This window comes from Micromonospora sp. CNZ303, from assembly GCF_004345505.1.
In genome coordinates this window covers 129,463-145,492 of record NZ_SLVT01000005.1, presented here as the reverse complement: position 1 = coordinate 145,492, position 16,030 = coordinate 129,463, and the positions used below count along the sequence as shown (strand labels likewise).

Annotated in this window: 10 protein-coding genes; 8 read left to right on the top strand and 2 right to left on the bottom strand. The window is 71.9% G+C overall.

What is annotated here, in order from left to right:
* Positions 1-253: 253 nt before the first annotated feature.
* From EV374_RS10975 to EV374_RS10960, 4 genes are all read left to right on the top strand, one after another.
* The gene (locus EV374_RS10975) at positions 254-1,195 is read left to right on the top strand and encodes a cation diffusion facilitator family transporter (protein WP_132234458.1); all 942 of its coding nucleotides are present in this window, start codon (positions 254-256) and stop codon (positions 1,193-1,195) included.
* Between the two features lie 325 nt (positions 1,196-1,520).
* Positions 1,521-2,834: a hemolysin family protein gene (locus EV374_RS10970; RefSeq protein ID WP_486485694.1), complete on the top strand. Its 1,314-nt coding sequence runs from the start codon at positions 1,521-1,523 to the stop codon at positions 2,832-2,834.
* Positions 2,834-3,844: a hemolysin family protein gene (locus EV374_RS10965; protein ID WP_132234220.1), complete on the top strand. Its 1,011-nt coding sequence runs from the start codon at positions 2,834-2,836 to the stop codon at positions 3,842-3,844. The genes EV374_RS10970 and EV374_RS10965 overlap by 1 nt, the downstream gene beginning before the upstream one ends.
* A gap of 345 nt (positions 3,845-4,189) precedes the next feature.
* Positions 4,190-5,614 (top strand): hypothetical protein, encoded by a 1,425-nt coding sequence (locus EV374_RS10960; protein ID WP_132234218.1) that lies wholly within the window; start codon positions 4,190-4,192, stop codon positions 5,612-5,614.
* A gap of 312 nt (positions 5,615-5,926) precedes the next feature.
* On the opposite strand, the gene EV374_RS10955 is transcribed toward EV374_RS10960, so the two are convergent.
* Positions 5,927-6,409 carry an SH3 domain-containing protein gene (locus EV374_RS10955; RefSeq protein ID WP_132234216.1) on the bottom strand — a complete coding sequence of 161 codons (483 nt, stop codon included), beginning with the start codon at positions 6,407-6,409 and terminating at the stop codon, positions 5,927-5,929.
* A 439-nt stretch (positions 6,410-6,848) separates the two neighbouring features.
* Between EV374_RS10955 and EV374_RS10950 the strand changes: the two genes are divergently transcribed.
* Entirely contained in the window at positions 6,849-8,072 is a 1,224-nt protein-coding gene (locus tag EV374_RS10950) for a cytochrome P450 (RefSeq protein ID WP_132234214.1), read from the top strand.
* Complete coding sequence (locus EV374_RS10945) at positions 8,069-8,299, top strand: ferredoxin (protein WP_486485693.1); 231 nt, start codon at positions 8,069-8,071, stop codon at positions 8,297-8,299. Before EV374_RS10950 ends, EV374_RS10945 begins: the two co-directional genes overlap by 4 nt.
* A gap of 97 nt (positions 8,300-8,396) precedes the next feature.
* Here EV374_RS10945 and EV374_RS10940 read toward each other — a convergent pair whose 3' ends face one another.
* Positions 8,397-11,102 carry a LuxR C-terminal-related transcriptional regulator gene (locus tag EV374_RS10940; protein WP_132234212.1) on the bottom strand — a complete coding sequence of 902 codons (2,706 nt, stop codon included), beginning with the start codon at positions 11,100-11,102 and terminating at the stop codon, positions 8,397-8,399.
* Positions 11,103-11,674: 572 nt separating this feature from the next.
* Here EV374_RS10940 and EV374_RS10935 point away from each other — a divergent pair.
* Together EV374_RS10935 and EV374_RS10930 are read left to right on the top strand one after the other, a co-directional pair.
* Complete coding sequence (locus EV374_RS10935) at positions 11,675-14,305, top strand: lantibiotic dehydratase (protein WP_132234210.1); 2,631 nt, start codon at positions 11,675-11,677, stop codon at positions 14,303-14,305.
* Positions 14,298-16,016 (top strand): thiopeptide-type bacteriocin biosynthesis protein, encoded by a 1,719-nt coding sequence (locus tag EV374_RS10930; protein WP_132234208.1) that lies wholly within the window; start codon positions 14,298-14,300, stop codon positions 16,014-16,016. Before EV374_RS10935 ends, EV374_RS10930 begins: the two co-directional genes overlap by 8 nt.
* Positions 16,017-16,030 lie beyond the last annotated feature (14 nt).

Sequence of the window (16,030 nt, the reverse complement as noted above, 5' to 3'; positions counted from 1 at the left end):
TTCGGCACTCGCAGGGCAGGGCAATGATCGGAGCCGACGACAACAGCTCTGGAGGGATGGCGTCGACTGGATCGAACTGGCCATCCAGGTCGTCTTCGCCGTGATCGGCGTGGCCGCCGCCGGCGCCTACGGCCGCCGCCGCGTCCACTGACCGTCACACCGCCCGTACCGCCGGCACCTGCGGCACCACCCCGCCGCACCGCTGGCACAAGGACCACCCACACAAATGACGTACGACGAGAGGGAACAACTGATGGCGGCGGAGGGCAGCACCAAGGCCGTGGTGACGGCGCTGGTCGCGAACCTGGGCATCGCGGTGAGCAAGTTCGTCGCCGCAGCGATAACCGGGTCGGCGTCGATGCTCGCCGAGGGCGTGCACTCGGTGGCGGACTCCACGAACCAGGCGTTGCTGCTGGTCGGAGGGAGACGCGCCCGCCGCGCCCCGTCGGCGCTGCACCCGTTCGGGTACGCCCGCGAACGCTACGTCTACGCCTTCATCGTCGCGATCATCCTGTTCACCCTCGGTGGCCTGTATGCGCTCTACGAGGGCTACCACAAGATCAGTGATCCGCACGAGCTGACCGCACCGCTGATCGCCGTCGCCGTACTGGTCATCGCGATCGCGCTGGAGAGCTACGCCATGTACACCGCCGTCAAGGAGGCCAACAAGGTCCGCGGCGACCGAGGCTGGGTCTCCTTCGTACGCCACGCCCGCGCCCCCGAACTGCCAGTGATCCTGCTCGAGGACGCCGGAGCCCTGCTCGGCCTGATCTTCGCGCTGTGCGGGGTCGGTCTCAGCGTGCTCACCGGCAACGCCATCTTCGACGGCATCGCCACCCTGTGCATCGGTGTCCTGCTCGTCGCCATCGCCGTCGTCCTCGCCGTCGAGACCAAGAGCCTGCTCATCGGAGAGGCCGCCCTGCCCGAAGAAGTCGCCGCGATCCACACCGAACTGGTGTCCACCCCCGGCATCGATCGGGTCATCCACCTGCGCACCCTGCACCTCGGGCCGGAAGAGCTCCTCGTCGTGGCGAAGATCGCCGTCGGCACCGCCGAGCAGGGCGCTGACGTCGCCGCCACGATCGACGACGCCGAGGCGCGGATCCGGCTGGCCCTGCCCACCGCCACCACGATCTACCTCGAACCCGACATCGACCGACAGCCCACACGCACCGATGCCCACCTGACCCCTTGAGCGTCGCCCGCCCTGAGGGCTCGAAGTTGTCCACTCGGCCCCTCTCATCCACCAGCGGCCGATCGACATCGCGGTGCACATCACTCGCCCGCCCACACCCATCTGCACCCGCCCCATCCCGGAAAGGATCAGGAAGAGGGACCAGGGATCAGTCAGCAGCGGAATTGTCAGGTTGCTGCCAGGCAGCCATGCCACACTCCGATCACTGCTGATACAAGGAGGAGCACGACCTGATGGGCGACGGCCAACGTCCGAGACCACTGGTCCGCCGCTGCGGGCCTGATTCACCCGGCGCCACCCGCATTAGGAGCGTAGCCCCGTGTGGGTGCTGAGTCTCCTCCTGGGGCTGTTGGTGGTATTGGCGATCACCGCGGCCACCGGCTACTTCGTGGCGCAGGAATTCGCGTACATGGCCGTTGACCGGTCGCGGCTCAAGGCCCGCGCCGCGGCGGGTGACACCGCCGCCAGGCGAGCGCTGGACGTGACCCGCCGGACCTCGTTCATGCTGTCCGGCGCCCAGCTCGGGATCACGGTGACCGCCCTGTTGGTCGGCTACGTCGCCGAACCGTTGATCGGTGAGTCGGTCGGCGCCGCCCTCGGCGGGGTTGGCGTCCCTACCGGTGTCGGCGTCGCCGTCGGCACGGTGGCCGCGCTGCTGCTCTCGACCTTCGTGCAGATGCTGTTCGGCGAGTTGTTCGCCAAGAACCTCGCCATTTCGCGGCCCGAGGCGGTGGCCCTCTGGCTGGCCAGATCCACCCAGATCTACCTACGGGTGTTCGGGTGGCTGATTGCCTTTTTCGACAAGTCCTCCAATGCCCTGCTGCGCCTGTTCGGCATGGAACCGGTGCACGACGTGGAACACGCCGCCAGCCGCCGCGACCTCGAACACATCGTCAGCGATTCCCGCGACTCCGGGGACCTGCCCGCCGAGCTGTGGATGCTGCTCGACCGGGTGCTCGACTTCCCTGACCGCGACGCCGCCCACGCGATGGTCCCGCGGGCCCGGGTGGATGTCGTGGAGCCCGGCCTTTCCACCAAGGAACTCTGGACCAAGATCGCCGGCGGCCACTCGCGTTACCCGGTGCTCGACGACCGCGACGGCGTGATCGGGGTGGTGCACCTCGCCGACCTGCTCGCCGTCGACCGCGCCGGTGCCGGCACGGTGGCCGACATCATGCGACCGCCGGTGCTGGTTCCGACCTCGATGCCACTGCCCCGGGTCGTGCAGACCCTCGCCGAGCGGAAAGCCCAGCTCGCCTGTGTGCTCGACGAGCACGGCGGGCTGGCCGGCGTGGTGACCGTGGAGGACCTTGCCGAGGAACTGGTGGGGGAGATCGAGGACGAGCACGACGACGCCACGGCACCCACGTCGCCAGCCGGGCTGGTCGCGGCGGACGGCACCTGGGAACTGGTCGGCACGCTGCCGCTGGACGAGGTCGAGCGCACCGTCGGGCATGACCTGCCCGAATCGGACAGCGAGACCCTCGCCGGCCTGGTCATCGAACTGCTCGGCGAGCTGCCCGCCCCCGGCGCCGTGGCCCGGCTGAGCCTCGGCGAGGTCGCCCTGACACTCGAGGTGCTGGAGTTGGAGCGGCACGTCCCGTCGCTGGTCCTGCTGCGGACGGAGGAGAACCGCTGATGGGCAACCCGTGGATGGTGGTCGCTGTCACCGTTGTGCTGATCGTGCTCAGCGCCTTCTTCGTGGCCGCCGAGTTCGCGTTGCTGGCAGCCCGTCGGCACCGCCTCGACGCGCGTTCCGAGCACAGCCGGTCGGCCCGCGCGGCGGTGCGCAGCTTCGACGAGCTGACCGTGCTGCTGGCCGGCTGCCAGCTCGGTATCACCGCCAGCGCGCTCGGGCTCGGCGCGGTCACCAAACCGGCCGTCAACTACGCGCTGACTCCGATGTTCCTGTCCTGGGGCGCACCCGGCTGGACGGCCGACGCGGCCGGGTTCGCACTGGCGTTGCTGGTCGTGACCTTCCTGCACCTGGTCATCGGGGAGATGGCCCCCAAGTCGTACGCCATCGCCCACCCGGAGAAGACCGCCATCGCCCTGGCGATGCCGATGCGCGCCTTCATGTGGTTCACCCGCCCGGTGCTGCGTGCCCTCAACGCCAGCGCCAACTGGTGCCTGCGCCGGGTCGGCGTGGAGCCCCGGGACACCATCGCCACCGGCCAGAACGCCGCCGACCTGCGCCACCTGGTCGAGCATTCGGCCAACGTCGGCGCGCTCGACGCGTCGTACTCCGCGCAACTCACCGATGCCCTCGACCTCGACCAACTCACCCTGGCCGACCTCACCGGCCCGGAGCGTGAGCTGACCGCGGTGGGGACGGCCGACACCGTCCTGACGGTCCGCGCGGTGGCCCGCGACACCGGCCACCTGCGGGTGGTCGTCCTGCGCGACGGCGCGGCCGTCGGCGTGGTCCACGTCCGCGACACCATGGACCAGCCGGACGACCGTACCGTCGGCGAGGTGATGCGCGACGTCCTCGTTCTCGACGGCTCGACGCTCGCCTACGAGGCCCTGGCCATCATGCGGACCACCCGCCACCACCTCGTGGTGGTCACCACCCCGAACGGCCCGGCGGTGGCCACCCTGACCGACGTGGTCGAACGGCTGCTCCGAGCCCCCGCCGGGGCCCGCTGACCCACCACCAGCCCGCCAATGAGCGAACGGGCCAGGACACTGGGCCAGTGATCGGCCTTTCAACCGCCCGCGGCGTCCCGGCATGACGGAATCGAGTGCCTGAGGCTCGGCGGGAGGCGGTCCGCGGCCTGTGCCGTTCGAGAAGCCGGTTTCGGCTACCGCCGACCCGCACCGCTGACCCCCGACTCCCGCAATCGCCGACAACACCGTTCCGCCGCGCCGCAGCAAGGCGATTCATTCATGAAACTTTCACGATCATGCATTGATGTGCATCACTTTAGTTGGCTTAGATGGGTGGGCGTTCCCGATCCTGGGAGCGCGCACATGCCGACCGAGGAGAACCCTTTGCCGAGGCTCCACCTCCGGGTACGACGGGCACACGCCCTCACCGCCGCCGCCGCGACCCTGCTTGCGGCCGCCCTCACCGTGGTCACCCCCACCGTCGCTCACGCGTGGGGGCCCGGCGCTGAACCCACTCTGCCGTACGCGCTGCCGGCCCTCCCCGACGTGCCCGTACGCGGGTGCCAGTCGACGGTGGCCAACCCGTCCGCGCCGACCGGGGCCAGCCCCGCCCTCCAGGTCATCTATGCCTGGCACGACGGCAACGGCAACAACTACGAGGCCAACGTCGAATACATCGCCAAGGTGGTGGACCGCATCGACTGGGCGCTGGACCAGTCGAGCAACTACGACCAGCATGTCAAGCTGAGCTGCCGCACCGGGTACGACACCAGCACCTACGCCGGCTACGCCCGCTCGCTGATCGTCCCCGAGAAGATCGACGCCGGGACCAACCCGAACACCAGCGCGGCCGTCGTCCGCAGTGACCTGATCTCTGCGGGATACGACGACAGCAACCGCATCTATCTCGTCTTCACCGACTTCGCCTCGAACTCCGACGCCTACGTGTGCCCCACCGGCGGCGGTTACAACTCCTCCGGCGGGCACTGCTCGGCGGTGACCGAGTCGTGGACCACCGGCGTGGGTGGGCACGAGCTGGGACACGTGCTCGGCGCTCCGCACGCCTGGATGGCCGAGACGGGAGCGCCGTACCACCCCGAGATCATGTACAGCTGGTGGGACCACTGGAACCTAGACCCGGGCTTCCGCAACTACTACGACCCGAGTGAGCTGTCGGCCAGCTTCCATCTCGACCCGCACCCCTCCACGTCCAAGGGGAACATCGCCAACCACCCGATGCTGACCGCCCCCACCTGCTGCGACGTCGGCGCCAACAACGACTCGCTCACCGCCGAGCAGCGGACGTTCGAGGCGGCCACGCCAGGCAGCGGCACGTCGACGTTGACCTCGTCCGGCGGCTGGCACCAGGTCACCCCCTCCTGCGGCACCTCGGGGATCTCCTGCACCTACTTCGACGGGCGTCGGTCGGCGCAGTTCAACACCTACACCGGCCCCTCCAACGGCTCGTCGATCTCGCTGACCAACCGGCCGGCGGTGACCGCCGGCAACACGTACAAGCTCTTCACCAGGCTGCGGGCCAACGCCGCGGTGACCACACAGCTCCAGCTCGCCTGGTACAACTCCGGCGGCACCCTGCTGTCGACCAGCTCCGGCACCGCGTCGACGCTCGCCAGCAACTGGCTGGAATACCGGCTGACCGCCACCGCTCCGGCGAACGCGGCCTCCGTGCGGGTCACCCTGGCCGTGCCCAACCAGTCGACCACCGGCAACTACGCGATCAACATCGACAGTCTCCAGCTCAACAACTGTACGGCGAACACCAGCGGCAACTGTCGCTACGACACCTGACCCTCCGCTGATCCGGACCCGGTGCGGGCGGCGGGCACTCGCCCGCCCGCACCGGGTGCGGCGCCCACCGTGCCACCCGCCTTACCGCGCGCCCGCTCGCGCACTGACTAAACCTCCGGCCAACGGCTGCTCCACCGGGCTAGGGGATGTTGTGCCTCGTGTGGGTCCGCCACGCTGCCCCTTCATCCACCGAACGATCGATGCCAGAGACACGTGTCCCGGCTGGTCGGTTCCGCCGTCCGGGCGACGATCGTCAGCCATCAGCTTGAGGGGCGATGGTCGGTGCCGACCGCTGCCGGCCGACACCGGACGTCAGCACGCCAGGGTGGAGATCGGTACGCCCGTCAGGCCGTCACCCCGGACGAAGCCGGTGACGCCGGTGCTGTTGTTCCTGACGTAGTACCAGCCCCAACCGTCGTCACCCACCGCGCCGCACCGCAGGGTCGCACTCTGGCCCGCGTAGCCCAGGCCCAACACGGTGCAGGTCGTCGACGGGCCGGTGCGCAGGCGGATACCGTCGCCCGAGAAGCCGACGCTGTACGGCTCGTAGGCGCCGGGCAGCCAACCGCAGCGCGGCGCCATCGCCGTGGCCGGGCCGGTGCCGGCTCGGTCGCCGGCGGAGATCCGCGCCGCCGGCGCGGTGCCATCGGTGCTGCCGCCCGCGCCCGAGGCGGGCGCGATCTGCGGAGCGGACTGCGCGGTCGCCGGGCCGGCGGCCACGACCGGCCCGACCAGCAGCGGTAGGCCGAGGGCCATGGCGAACGCCGTCCGGCGCGCGACTGCGGTGCGCTTCATGTGCTACTCCCTGTCTCGTAGTCGTCCCAGCCATGCGGCACTACCCGTAGCAGCGGGAACGGCGGCGAAATATCGAGCTACTTCATCCTAGGAGCGCGCCCGGTCCAGTCGGTTGTCGTGGCGTGCTGTTTACCGCTCGGTGTCCGGTTGCCGCGGGCCGTCGGGTCGACTGGAAGAGGGCGGGTCGGGGGTGAGGTTGCGGCAGCGACATCAAGGTGCGCTTCAGCGGCAACCTGGCGCTCTACTTCGGGACGCGGAACTGCACGCGTGCCGCCGCCTGCTGAGGCTGACGGCCGGTCGCCCGAGCCGGGCCGCCGGCCCGGCGGGACGGTCGTGGGCGCCGCACCGGTCGGGGTGACGGGGATTGTGTCGACCTTCGCCCCTGAGTAACGTAGCGCATCGATATGGCTACCCACTGCTGTCGTCGGAGGTGGTCCATGTGACACGTGCTGCGGAGGCGGAACTGCCCCTCTGGCCGCCGGTCAATCCGACCCGAGGTCCGTTCACCCCGTTGGATGAGGCCGAACGAGACCGTTACGTCGGCCCGGTGAGCCGGGTGCGGCTGCCCACCGGGGCTCCGGCCTGGCTGGTCACACGGCACGCCGATGTCCGCCAACTGCTGCGCCACCCCGCTTTCAGCTCCGACTTCCGCCGCCCCGGCTTTCCGTTGCTGCGCCCCCTGCCGCCGCAGGCGGCCGAGGGCGGCAGGGGTTCGTTCATCCAGATGGACGGTGGCGAGCACTCCCGCCTGCGGAGGATGCTCACCGCCGAATTCATGATCAAGAATGTCCGCCGGATCGAGCCGCTGATCCAGCGCACCGTCGACGAGGCGCTCGATGCCCTGGCTGCCGCCGGGCCTCCGACCGACCTGGTGGCGTCCTTCGCCCTGCCGCTGCCGTCCATGGTGATCTGTCACCTGCTCGGCGTCCCCTATGCCGACCACGACTTCTTCCAGACCCGCAGCCGCACCCTGCTCGACCGCGAGATGCCGCCGGCGCGGGTCCAGCGCGACTTCGAGGAACTGCGTGACTACATTCGGGCGCTCGTCGACGCCAAGCGGGCCCGGCCCGAAGGGGCGGACGACCTGCTCAGCCGGCTGATCCGGGAGCGCGTCGAGCCGGGGGAGCTCGATGTGGACGAGCTGGTCGGGATGGCACTGCTGCTGCTCATCGCCGGTCACGAGACCACCGCCAACATGATCGGGCTGAGCGTCCTGCGGCTGACCCGCGACCCGGGGCAGTACGCGATCCTGCGTGACGAGCCCGACCGGGCGGCGGAGGTCGTGGAGGAGTTGCTGCGCTACCTGAGCATCGTGCGGACCGGCCTGCTCCGGGTGGCCACCGAGGATGTCACGATCGGTGGTCGACTGATCCGGGCCGGTGAGGGCGCGGTCGTGCTGATCTCCCTGGCCAACCGGGACGCCGACGTCTTCGACGAGCCCGACCGGTTTGATCCGTACCGGCAGGCGCACCAGCAGGTGGCCTTCGGGTTCGGGGTGCACCAGTGCATCGGGCAGCCGCTCGCCCGGGCCGAGCTACGTATCGCGCTGGTGGCGCTGGCCCGCCGCTTTCCCGGCCTTCAGGTGACGGCCGGGCCCGAGGAGTTGAGCACCCGGGACAGCTCGGTCGTCTTCGGACTCGACGCTCTGCCGGTGACCTGGTGACCGCCGGCGGCCGGCCCGTCGGCGAGGAGGCGACGGTGCGGGTGGAGGTCGACCGGGACGCCTGCTGCGGGTCGGGCAACTGCGTGCTCGCCGCGCCGGAGGTCTTCGTGCAGGACGACTCCGACGGACTGGTGCTGCTGCGGGCCGCCGCGCCGCCGGCGGGAAGCGGCGAGCGGGTCCGTCGTGCCGCCGATCTCTGCCCGGCCGGGGCCATCCGGGTCGTCTGAGGCCACCGGAGCCTGCGCTCTTCGACCTCCGGGAGCGCCGACCCCGGGAGCGTCCGTCACCCTTGCCAGGCGTACGCCGGGCGACGCTCCGCGCACCTCACCGAGGATCCCCGGCCGGCGTCGTCGGGTGCGACCGGAGCATCGCCCGGGCCAGGCTCGCCCGGTTCGACACGCCGAGCTTGCGGTAGATCCGGCCCAGGTGGGTGTCGACCGTACGGACGCTCAGGAAGAGCCCGTGTGCGACCTCCACGCTCGTCATACCGCGGCTCACCAGATCGGCGATCTGCCGTTCACGCTCGGTCAGCACGGCCAGCGGGTCGCCACCCCTGGTTGACGCGTCGGGGACGAGTCGGCTCTGCTGTCGGCGGACCCGATCGGCCAGACGGGCCGAACCGCACTGTTCGGCGAGCGCGGCGGCCCGTCCGAGCCAGGCGCGGGCATCGTCGGTGCGGCCGGCGTCGACCAGTACGGTTCCCGCCGCCGCCATCGTCCGGCACAGGTCCAGGTCCAGTCCGCGACCGGCGAAGCATTCGACTGCCTGCTCTGCGTCGGCCAGCGCCGGGCTGGTTTCTCCGCGGGCGGCGTACAGCCGCATGCGGGCGCGCATCAGGAAGCCCTGACGGCTGACGGAGAGGTTGCGCACCGAGGACTCGGCCAGGTCGACCCACCGGCTCGCGTCACGCTTGTCACCCATCCGGAGCGCCGCCATGGACAGCGCCTCGTACCACCGGGACCGGTTCGGCGGGGCGATCCGTGGCATCTCCGGTCCGCCGAGGGCGTCGAGCATCAGCCGGCGCCCGCGTTCCGGCTCCGCCACCTTGATCAGCAGGTCCGCCAGGAGACAGGGCACGATCGCATCCGCGGCCGGCCCCTGGTCCCGGATCAGGGCGAGGGCCTGATCACCCAGGGCGATCACCGCGGCGGCCTCCCGGTCGGAGTCCTGCCAGTACCGTACGAGCGCGAGAAGCGCGGCGACCGAAGCCCGGGCCGTCGACGTGCCTTCCGGCTCGAGCAGTTCCGCAGCTTCCTCCAGGGTGCGGCCGGCCCGGTCGAGTAGTCCACGTTGCAACTCCACCGCCCCCAGCGAGGTCAGGATGGCGGGAAGGATGAACCGTTGTCCGGTTCGGCGGGCCTCCTCGGCGCCCCGGGACAGGTGCCGTTGCGCCTCGGTGAACCGGTGCAGGGCGTCCTCCGTCGTGCCCACCAGGTAGAGGGCCGGCAGGTTGGTGACGACGCTGCTGTCCGGCGTGGTGTCCACCAGATCGGCCGCGATGTCGGCGGCCCGGTCCGCGGCGTCGCTGTCCGCGGCGAGCAGGTGCGCCATCGCCATCTGGGCGACGGCGGCCGCCTCCCCGAGCCGGTCCCCGTGCTGCCGGGCGATGGTGGCGGCCTCGCGGGCGTTCAGGCGGGCGGCTTCCTGATCGAGCCGGTCGAGGGCGAGTGCCGCCAGTTCCGTGTGCATGGCCACGGCCGTGGAGGGAGCGGAGGGATGGGTGCCCCGCAGCGGGGCCAGCCCCTCCCGGATCAGCACCGACGCCTCGGCGTGCCGGCCCTGGATCCGGCGTACCCGGACGGCGACTGCCATGGTCGAGGAGAAGTCCCCGCCAGGTATGCGGATCGCCCGGGGTAGGAAGGTGTGCACCAGTTGCTGCACGTCGCATCGACCGCCGCGCAGCAACTGGGCCCGCAGGGCCAGCACCTGTGCTTCGTACCAGCGGTCGTCGCCCTCGGGCAGCAGTTGCAGCGCGGCCTCCAACCACTCCAGGGCGTCGGCCGGTGCGTCGTGGATGGTGCTCCGCGCCGCGTCGATCAGAACGGGCACCTGCTCGGGACGGCCCGTGTCGAGGGCCCGGGCGATGTGGTGGGCGCGCTGGGCGACCGGAGCGCCGCGAGTCAGCAGTTCGGTCTCCACGCGCCGGTGGGCGGCGAGGCGTTGGCTGGGGCCGATCTGCGCGTAGACGAACCGACGGACGACGTCGTGCCGGAACGCGAAGCGCGGCAGCACCTGCACCGGGCGCATCAGGTCCAGCTCGGTGAGGGTGTCCAGGGCGGACAGTGTCTCCGTGACGTCCAGTCCGGCCACCGCGGCGAGCAGTTCCGCCGAACCGGGGGTACGCAGCACGGCGGCTGCCTGGGCGACGCGCAGTTCGCGGTCGGCGAGCTCGGCCAGCTCGCCGAGCAGGATCAGGTGGGCGTCGGTCATGGCCTGCGCGTCTGCGGCGGCCAGCAGTTGCAGGTAGAGCGGGTTGCCGTCACCCTCGGCGTGCAGCCGGGTCAGGTCCGGCCGGTCACCGAGCAGCTCGCGGGTCTGGCCGAGGTCCAGTGGACCTAGTCGGTGCTGGGTGAGCTGGCCGCGTGCGGCCGCGCGGGACAGCACCGCCGCCGCCCCACGCGACAGTTGCCGGTCCCGGTAGGCGAGGACCAGCAGCACCGGCGCGGTGGTGGTCAGTTCGATCAGCTGCTGCATCTGGTCCCGGTGCGCCGTGTCGAGCAGGTGCGCGTCGTCGAGCAGGACGAGGGTGGGTTCCGCTCCCACCACGACCGGCGGACCGGCCCCCGTCCGGCCGGTGGCGGCGACCACCGTGAGGGTGTGCGCCCTGCCCTGCGCCGCGAGGGCGGAGAGCAACGTGGTCTTGCCGATGCCCGGTTCTCCGGCGAGGGCGACGGCTGCGCCGGTTCCCGCGTGCAGGTCGTCGAGCTGACGACGGAGTGCGGCGAATTCCGTCCGGGGCAGCGGGTGACCGGGCGTCCGACCGGATTTCCGTCGAGTCCGTACGAGCCGGTCGGCCGGACCGGGCGTCATCGGACGGTGTCGCGGGACGGCCGCTGGCTGTGGGTGCGCGACCGCAACCCCAGTGTGCTCAGAGAAGGCCGTTTACCTGGCATTAGGGATCCTTAGGGGGAAGATCCTCTTTGGGGATGTCGAGTACACAAGGCGGACGCTTCATAGTCAACAGCCCACCGCACTCTTCGATCCGGCCAGATCTCGAGTTGATCGGTCCAGGTGTACTTTCCCGGCGGAGGAAGGATTGCCGTCGATCTGGCGCTGCGGTAGGAAGACTGCGGGCCGTTGATTCCAGCCGGGCGACGAGCGTGCCCGCCGCCGTCCGGAGCTGGTCGAGGCCGGTGGAGCCGCGGTCCCAGGCGGCAGTCCGCAGGGCTCCGGCAGGACCGCTGCGTCGTGCGTGTCGACGACGGTCAGCTCGGACACCATCCGGAGAAGTACGCAACCGGCTACGCAGCCGGCACCTGCCACCGAGTACGTAACCGGACCCGTAGTTGTGCGGACGCCTCCCACGGCCACGGCTGCGAGTGTCGGCGGACACGCCGTCACCGTCCTGCACCAGGAAGCGGTCATGGGGGAGAGGAGAGAGGATGATCGGGAGCACGGTCGGCGCGACGCCGGCGCCGGGCGTACGCCGGGTCGGGCCCGTCACCCGAGCGCCCGAGGTCACCGTGGCGCCGTACGCGATGGTGCGGGTCGCCGGTGTCACCCTCCCGGAACCGTCGGCCGTGACCGAGGAGTTCCGGGGCGTCGCCGCCCGCCTGCTGGAGTTGACCGCACGCGCCGAGCGAATGGCCGCGGCGCTCGCCGACGTGCTGCACGAGCAGGTCGTCCGGGCCGCTTCCGACCAGCGTCGGGTGCTGCTGGCCCTGCGCCGCGACGTGCACAACGGGCGCAGCCCGTCGGTGGCGTCGCGTACCCGGCTGGCCGGCTGGACCGACCACCTGCCCGGCCTGGCGTCCTGGCTGGGCCTCCGCGACGACATCGACCGGCACACCGCGGAACTCGACGCCCTTCTCGCGCCGGCGCTCGCCGCCGACCGGGTCGCCCTGGCCGAGCTGTGCCGCGCCGAGGAGCTGTCCCGGGCCGTCGCGCTGACCAGCGTGGACCTGCTGCGGGCGCTGCGCCGGGCGGCCGAGCAGGGCCCGGCACCCGACGACCGGGCCCGCAAGTCGGAGGCCGCCGTGCTCCGGTACGCGCTGCGGGCGGCCACCAGGACCGTGCCGCTGTCCTGGTTCACCCGGGTGGGCTGGGGCCGCTGGGACGGGCCGGTGCCGGACCCGACCGGCTCCCCGGAGGTGGTGGCGGTCGCCAACGCCGACCGGGCCACCCTGTCCGCCCTCGTTCATGCCGTGCTCCGGCACCCCGACCGTCGCGGCGATCTGCCCCACACGCTGGCGCCGGGCCTGTGGGTGGACGGGGCGGCGATCCGGCTGCGTCGGCAGACACAGGCCCCCGACGCGCCATCCGGGGTGCAACGGGAGGAGGCGCTGACGCTGCCGCTGACCCGGGCGCTGCGGCACCTGCTGGATCTGCTGGAGCCCGGCGGGGTGGCGACGCCGCACCAGCTCGCGACGGAACTGGCCACCCGGCTGCCCCGTCCGGCGTCGCAGGCGTCCGCGGCGGCTCGGGCGTACCTGCACGCGCTCGTCGAAGAGGGCGTGCTCCGCCCCGCGTACCCGGTGGACCCGCAGGCCGTCGACGGCCTCGCCGCGGTCGCCGACTGGCTGGCCGGGATCGGCCTGGCCGACGTGGCGGTGCTGCTGCGGGAGATCGATGCCAGGACCACCGCGTTCGCCGGCCTCGACGCGACCGAACGGCCGGCGGCCCTGGCCGGACTACGCTCCCGCTGGGACGCGGCCTTCGCCCTGCTCGGCGCGGACCGCACGGGTCGTCCGCAACCCGTCACCGAGGACGTGACCCTGGTCCGCCCGGTGGGCCTCGGCCGGGACCACGGCCGGGACCACCGGGGCACCCTCGCCGCGCTGACCCCGCTCTTCGAACTCCTCGACCAGCACGCGGTGGTCCGCCGCCTGGCCCGGGACCGCTTCGTCGCCCGCTACGGCGTGGGCGGTCGCTGCGCGTCGCCGACGGAGTTCGCCGAGGAGTACGGTGCGGTCTGGCAGGCGGCCCACCTGGTCGGCGTCGACGGCACCCTGGACCCGACGCTCGACCTCGCCCCCGGTGACGAGCTGCGCGAACTGGCCCGGCTCCGGGCCGAGCTGGTGGCCGCCGTCACGACCGACGACGACGGGAACCTGACCGTTCCCGACGGGCTGCCCGACGCCGTCGCCTCCAGGCTGCCCCGTTGGCTCACCAGCCGACCCGGCTCGTACGCGGTCTTCGGACAGTCCTGCCACGACGGTGCGTCGTTCTGTGTCAATCACGTGTACGGCGGCTGGGGCCGGTTCACCAGCCGCTTCCTGCGGCAGCTCCCCCCGGAGGCCGAAACGGCAGTCGCCGCCCAGCTCCGGCGCCACCTCGGCGCCCGGGTGGCCCAGCTCCGCCCGGTCAACGGGTTCAATGGCAACCTGCATCCGCTGCTCGTCGGCGACGAGATCGCCGACGACCGCCGTCACGGAACCCTGGTCCCGGACGACCTGCACCTGGTCCACGACGTCGCCACCGATCAGGTCCGGCTGGTGGTCACCGCCACCGGTGAACCGTTGGACGTGGTCTATCTCGGGTTCCTGGTGCCGCTGATGCTGCCGGAGCGCCTGACCAGCATGCTCACCGACGTGGGCACGGGATCGGTCGGACCGGGCGGGGCCATGGCGGCCCGACAGCTCCGCCGTACCCCGGTCGGCCCGGTCTGGTGCCGGCCCCGGCTGCGGTACCGGGAGGTGGTCCTCTCCCGGGCGGACTGGCGGCTCTCCGCGGACATCGTCGCCGCCTGGCGGGCCGAGCTGGACGCCCGGCCCGCTGAGCTGGGACGTACCGCCGTGCGCTGGCGACACCTGCTCGGCCTGCCCGAGCACGTCTTCGTCAGCGCCGCCGCCGTCGAGGGCGCGAAGGGGTTGACGGCGTTCATGTCCTACCTGGAACAGCCCCGTTCCCAGTACGTCGACCTCGCAAGCCCGCTGCACCTGCGGTGCCTGTCCCGGACCCTGGCCCGCTACCCGGACGGCGTCGTCCTGGAGGAGGCACTGCCCGCCCCCCGTCCCGGGCAGCGGGCGACGGAGGTCGTGATCGAGCTGTACCGTGCGGGCACCGATGGGTGAGCCCCGGCCGACGGCCGCCGCCGACGTCGTCCGCCACCACCACGATCCGGAGAAGTTCCACAGCCTGCACTGTTATCTGCACTGGAGTGCGGAACACGTCGACGACTTCATCACGGGCACACTCACACCGCTCATGGAGGGACTGCGTCGGGACGGGACGATCGCCGACTGGTTCTACATCCGCTACTTCGACGACGGTCCCCACCTGAGGGTGCGGGCGCGGGGCGCCGAGGCGCACGAGCACCGCCGGTGGCAGGAACAGTTGGTGGCCGCTGCCCGGGCCGCCGACCATCCGCTGCTCGACGTCAGCACCGTCAGCCGTCCGGGGTGGCCGGGGCACGCACAGGCCCGGCAGGTCGACTACGAGCCGGAGACCGAACGGTACGGCGGCCCGGCCGCGCTGCCGGTGGCGGAGACGGTGTTCGGCGCCTCCAGCCGGATCGCCGCCGAGGTGGTCGCGCGTACCCCGGGACCCGGCCAGCGGATGGTGGCGGCCACCGACCTGGTCCTCGCCACCCTGATCGCCCTCGACCTGGACATGCTCGCCGCGGCCCGATGGCTGCGCCGCAGCGCGACCGCCTGGCGGTGGCACCCGGAGAGCACCACGCTGACCGCGGGCACGGTGCAGGGGCCGGCGCTCGCCGCAGCCACCACGCAGGCCCGCTCGGTGGTACGGCGCTGGCACGAGATCACCGCCTCCGCGGCGGACGGCTCCCGGATCCGGGACCGGTGGGCCGCCCAGGTGCGCGCCGCCCGCACCCAACTGGAGAGCTCTGCCGGCGTCGGCCAGTGGACCGGGGTGTGGGCGTCCCAACTGCACATGCTGCTCAACCGGTTGGGCATCATGCCCGACGAGGAGCGCTCCCTCTACCACTTCCTCGCCGCCGCCCTGCTGGCGCCGGACGGCCCCACCGACTTCTTCACCGACGGCACCGCCAGCCCCGACCGGCGGTACCTGGCGGCCAGCAGCTACGCCCCGGGCCGGATCGAAGGGCAGCGGCCGCGGACGCCGGACCGGACACGGCACGGCGACCGGCGACGGTCCGGTCAACCTCTGGCCCTTCCCCCCGCCGCACCCGTGACGGCCGCGCTCGGCGACGCGCTCACCGCGCGGGCCAGCGGACGCGGTACGCTCTGCGGCCCGCTGGACGCCGCAGACCTGGCCACTCTGTTGTGGACCGCCAGCGGAGCGAGTGATCGGGCCGACAGGCCCGGGGTCCGCCGACCCTACCCGAGCGCCGGCGCCAAGTACGCGGTCCGACTGCGCGTACTGGCCCGGGACGTGGCCGGCGTCCCGGCTCACCAGTACGACGTGGACGCCGGGTCCCGGCTCCTGCTGCCCACCGGCCCGGTGCCCACCGACGCCGAGCTGGCCACCGCGTCGATGTGGTTCAGGGCCGGACCGGCGACGCAGTCGGCGGACAGCCCGGCCAGCCAGGAACGGATCGACCTGTCGGCGCTGCCGGCGCTGCTCGGGGTCTACGTCGACCTGCCCGTGCTGCGGGCCACCTACGGCCTCCGGGCGCTGCGCTTCGGCCTGCTCGAGGCCGGTCACCTGGCCCAGAACCTGGCCCTCACGGCGGCGGCGACGGGACTCGGACTGGGCATGGTCGGTGGTTTCTACGACGACATCGCCCACGAACTGCTCCTCCTCGACGGGGTCGACGAGGTTCTCGCCTACCTGCTCCCGGTCGGCCGGCCCGCCGGGTGACCCCTGGCGGTCGG

Coding starts and splice junctions, on each gene's coding strand:
- EV374_RS10955 (WP_132234216.1), bottom strand. CDS start 6,409: ATGAAGCGCACCGCAGTCGCGCGCCGGACGGCGTTCGCCATGGCCCTC.
- EV374_RS10975 (WP_132234458.1), top strand. CDS start 254: ATGGCGGCGGAGGGCAGCACCAAGGCCGTGGTGACGGCGCTGGTCGCG.
- EV374_RS10940 (WP_132234212.1), bottom strand. CDS start 11,102: ATGACGCCCGGTCCGGCCGACCGGCTCGTACGGACTCGACGGAAATCC.
- EV374_RS10935 (WP_132234210.1), top strand. CDS start 11,675: ATGATCGGGAGCACGGTCGGCGCGACGCCGGCGCCGGGCGTACGCCGG.
- EV374_RS10965 (WP_132234220.1), top strand. CDS start 2,834: ATGGGCAACCCGTGGATGGTGGTCGCTGTCACCGTTGTGCTGATCGTG.
- EV374_RS10930 (WP_132234208.1), top strand. CDS start 14,298: ATGGGTGAGCCCCGGCCGACGGCCGCCGCCGACGTCGTCCGCCACCAC.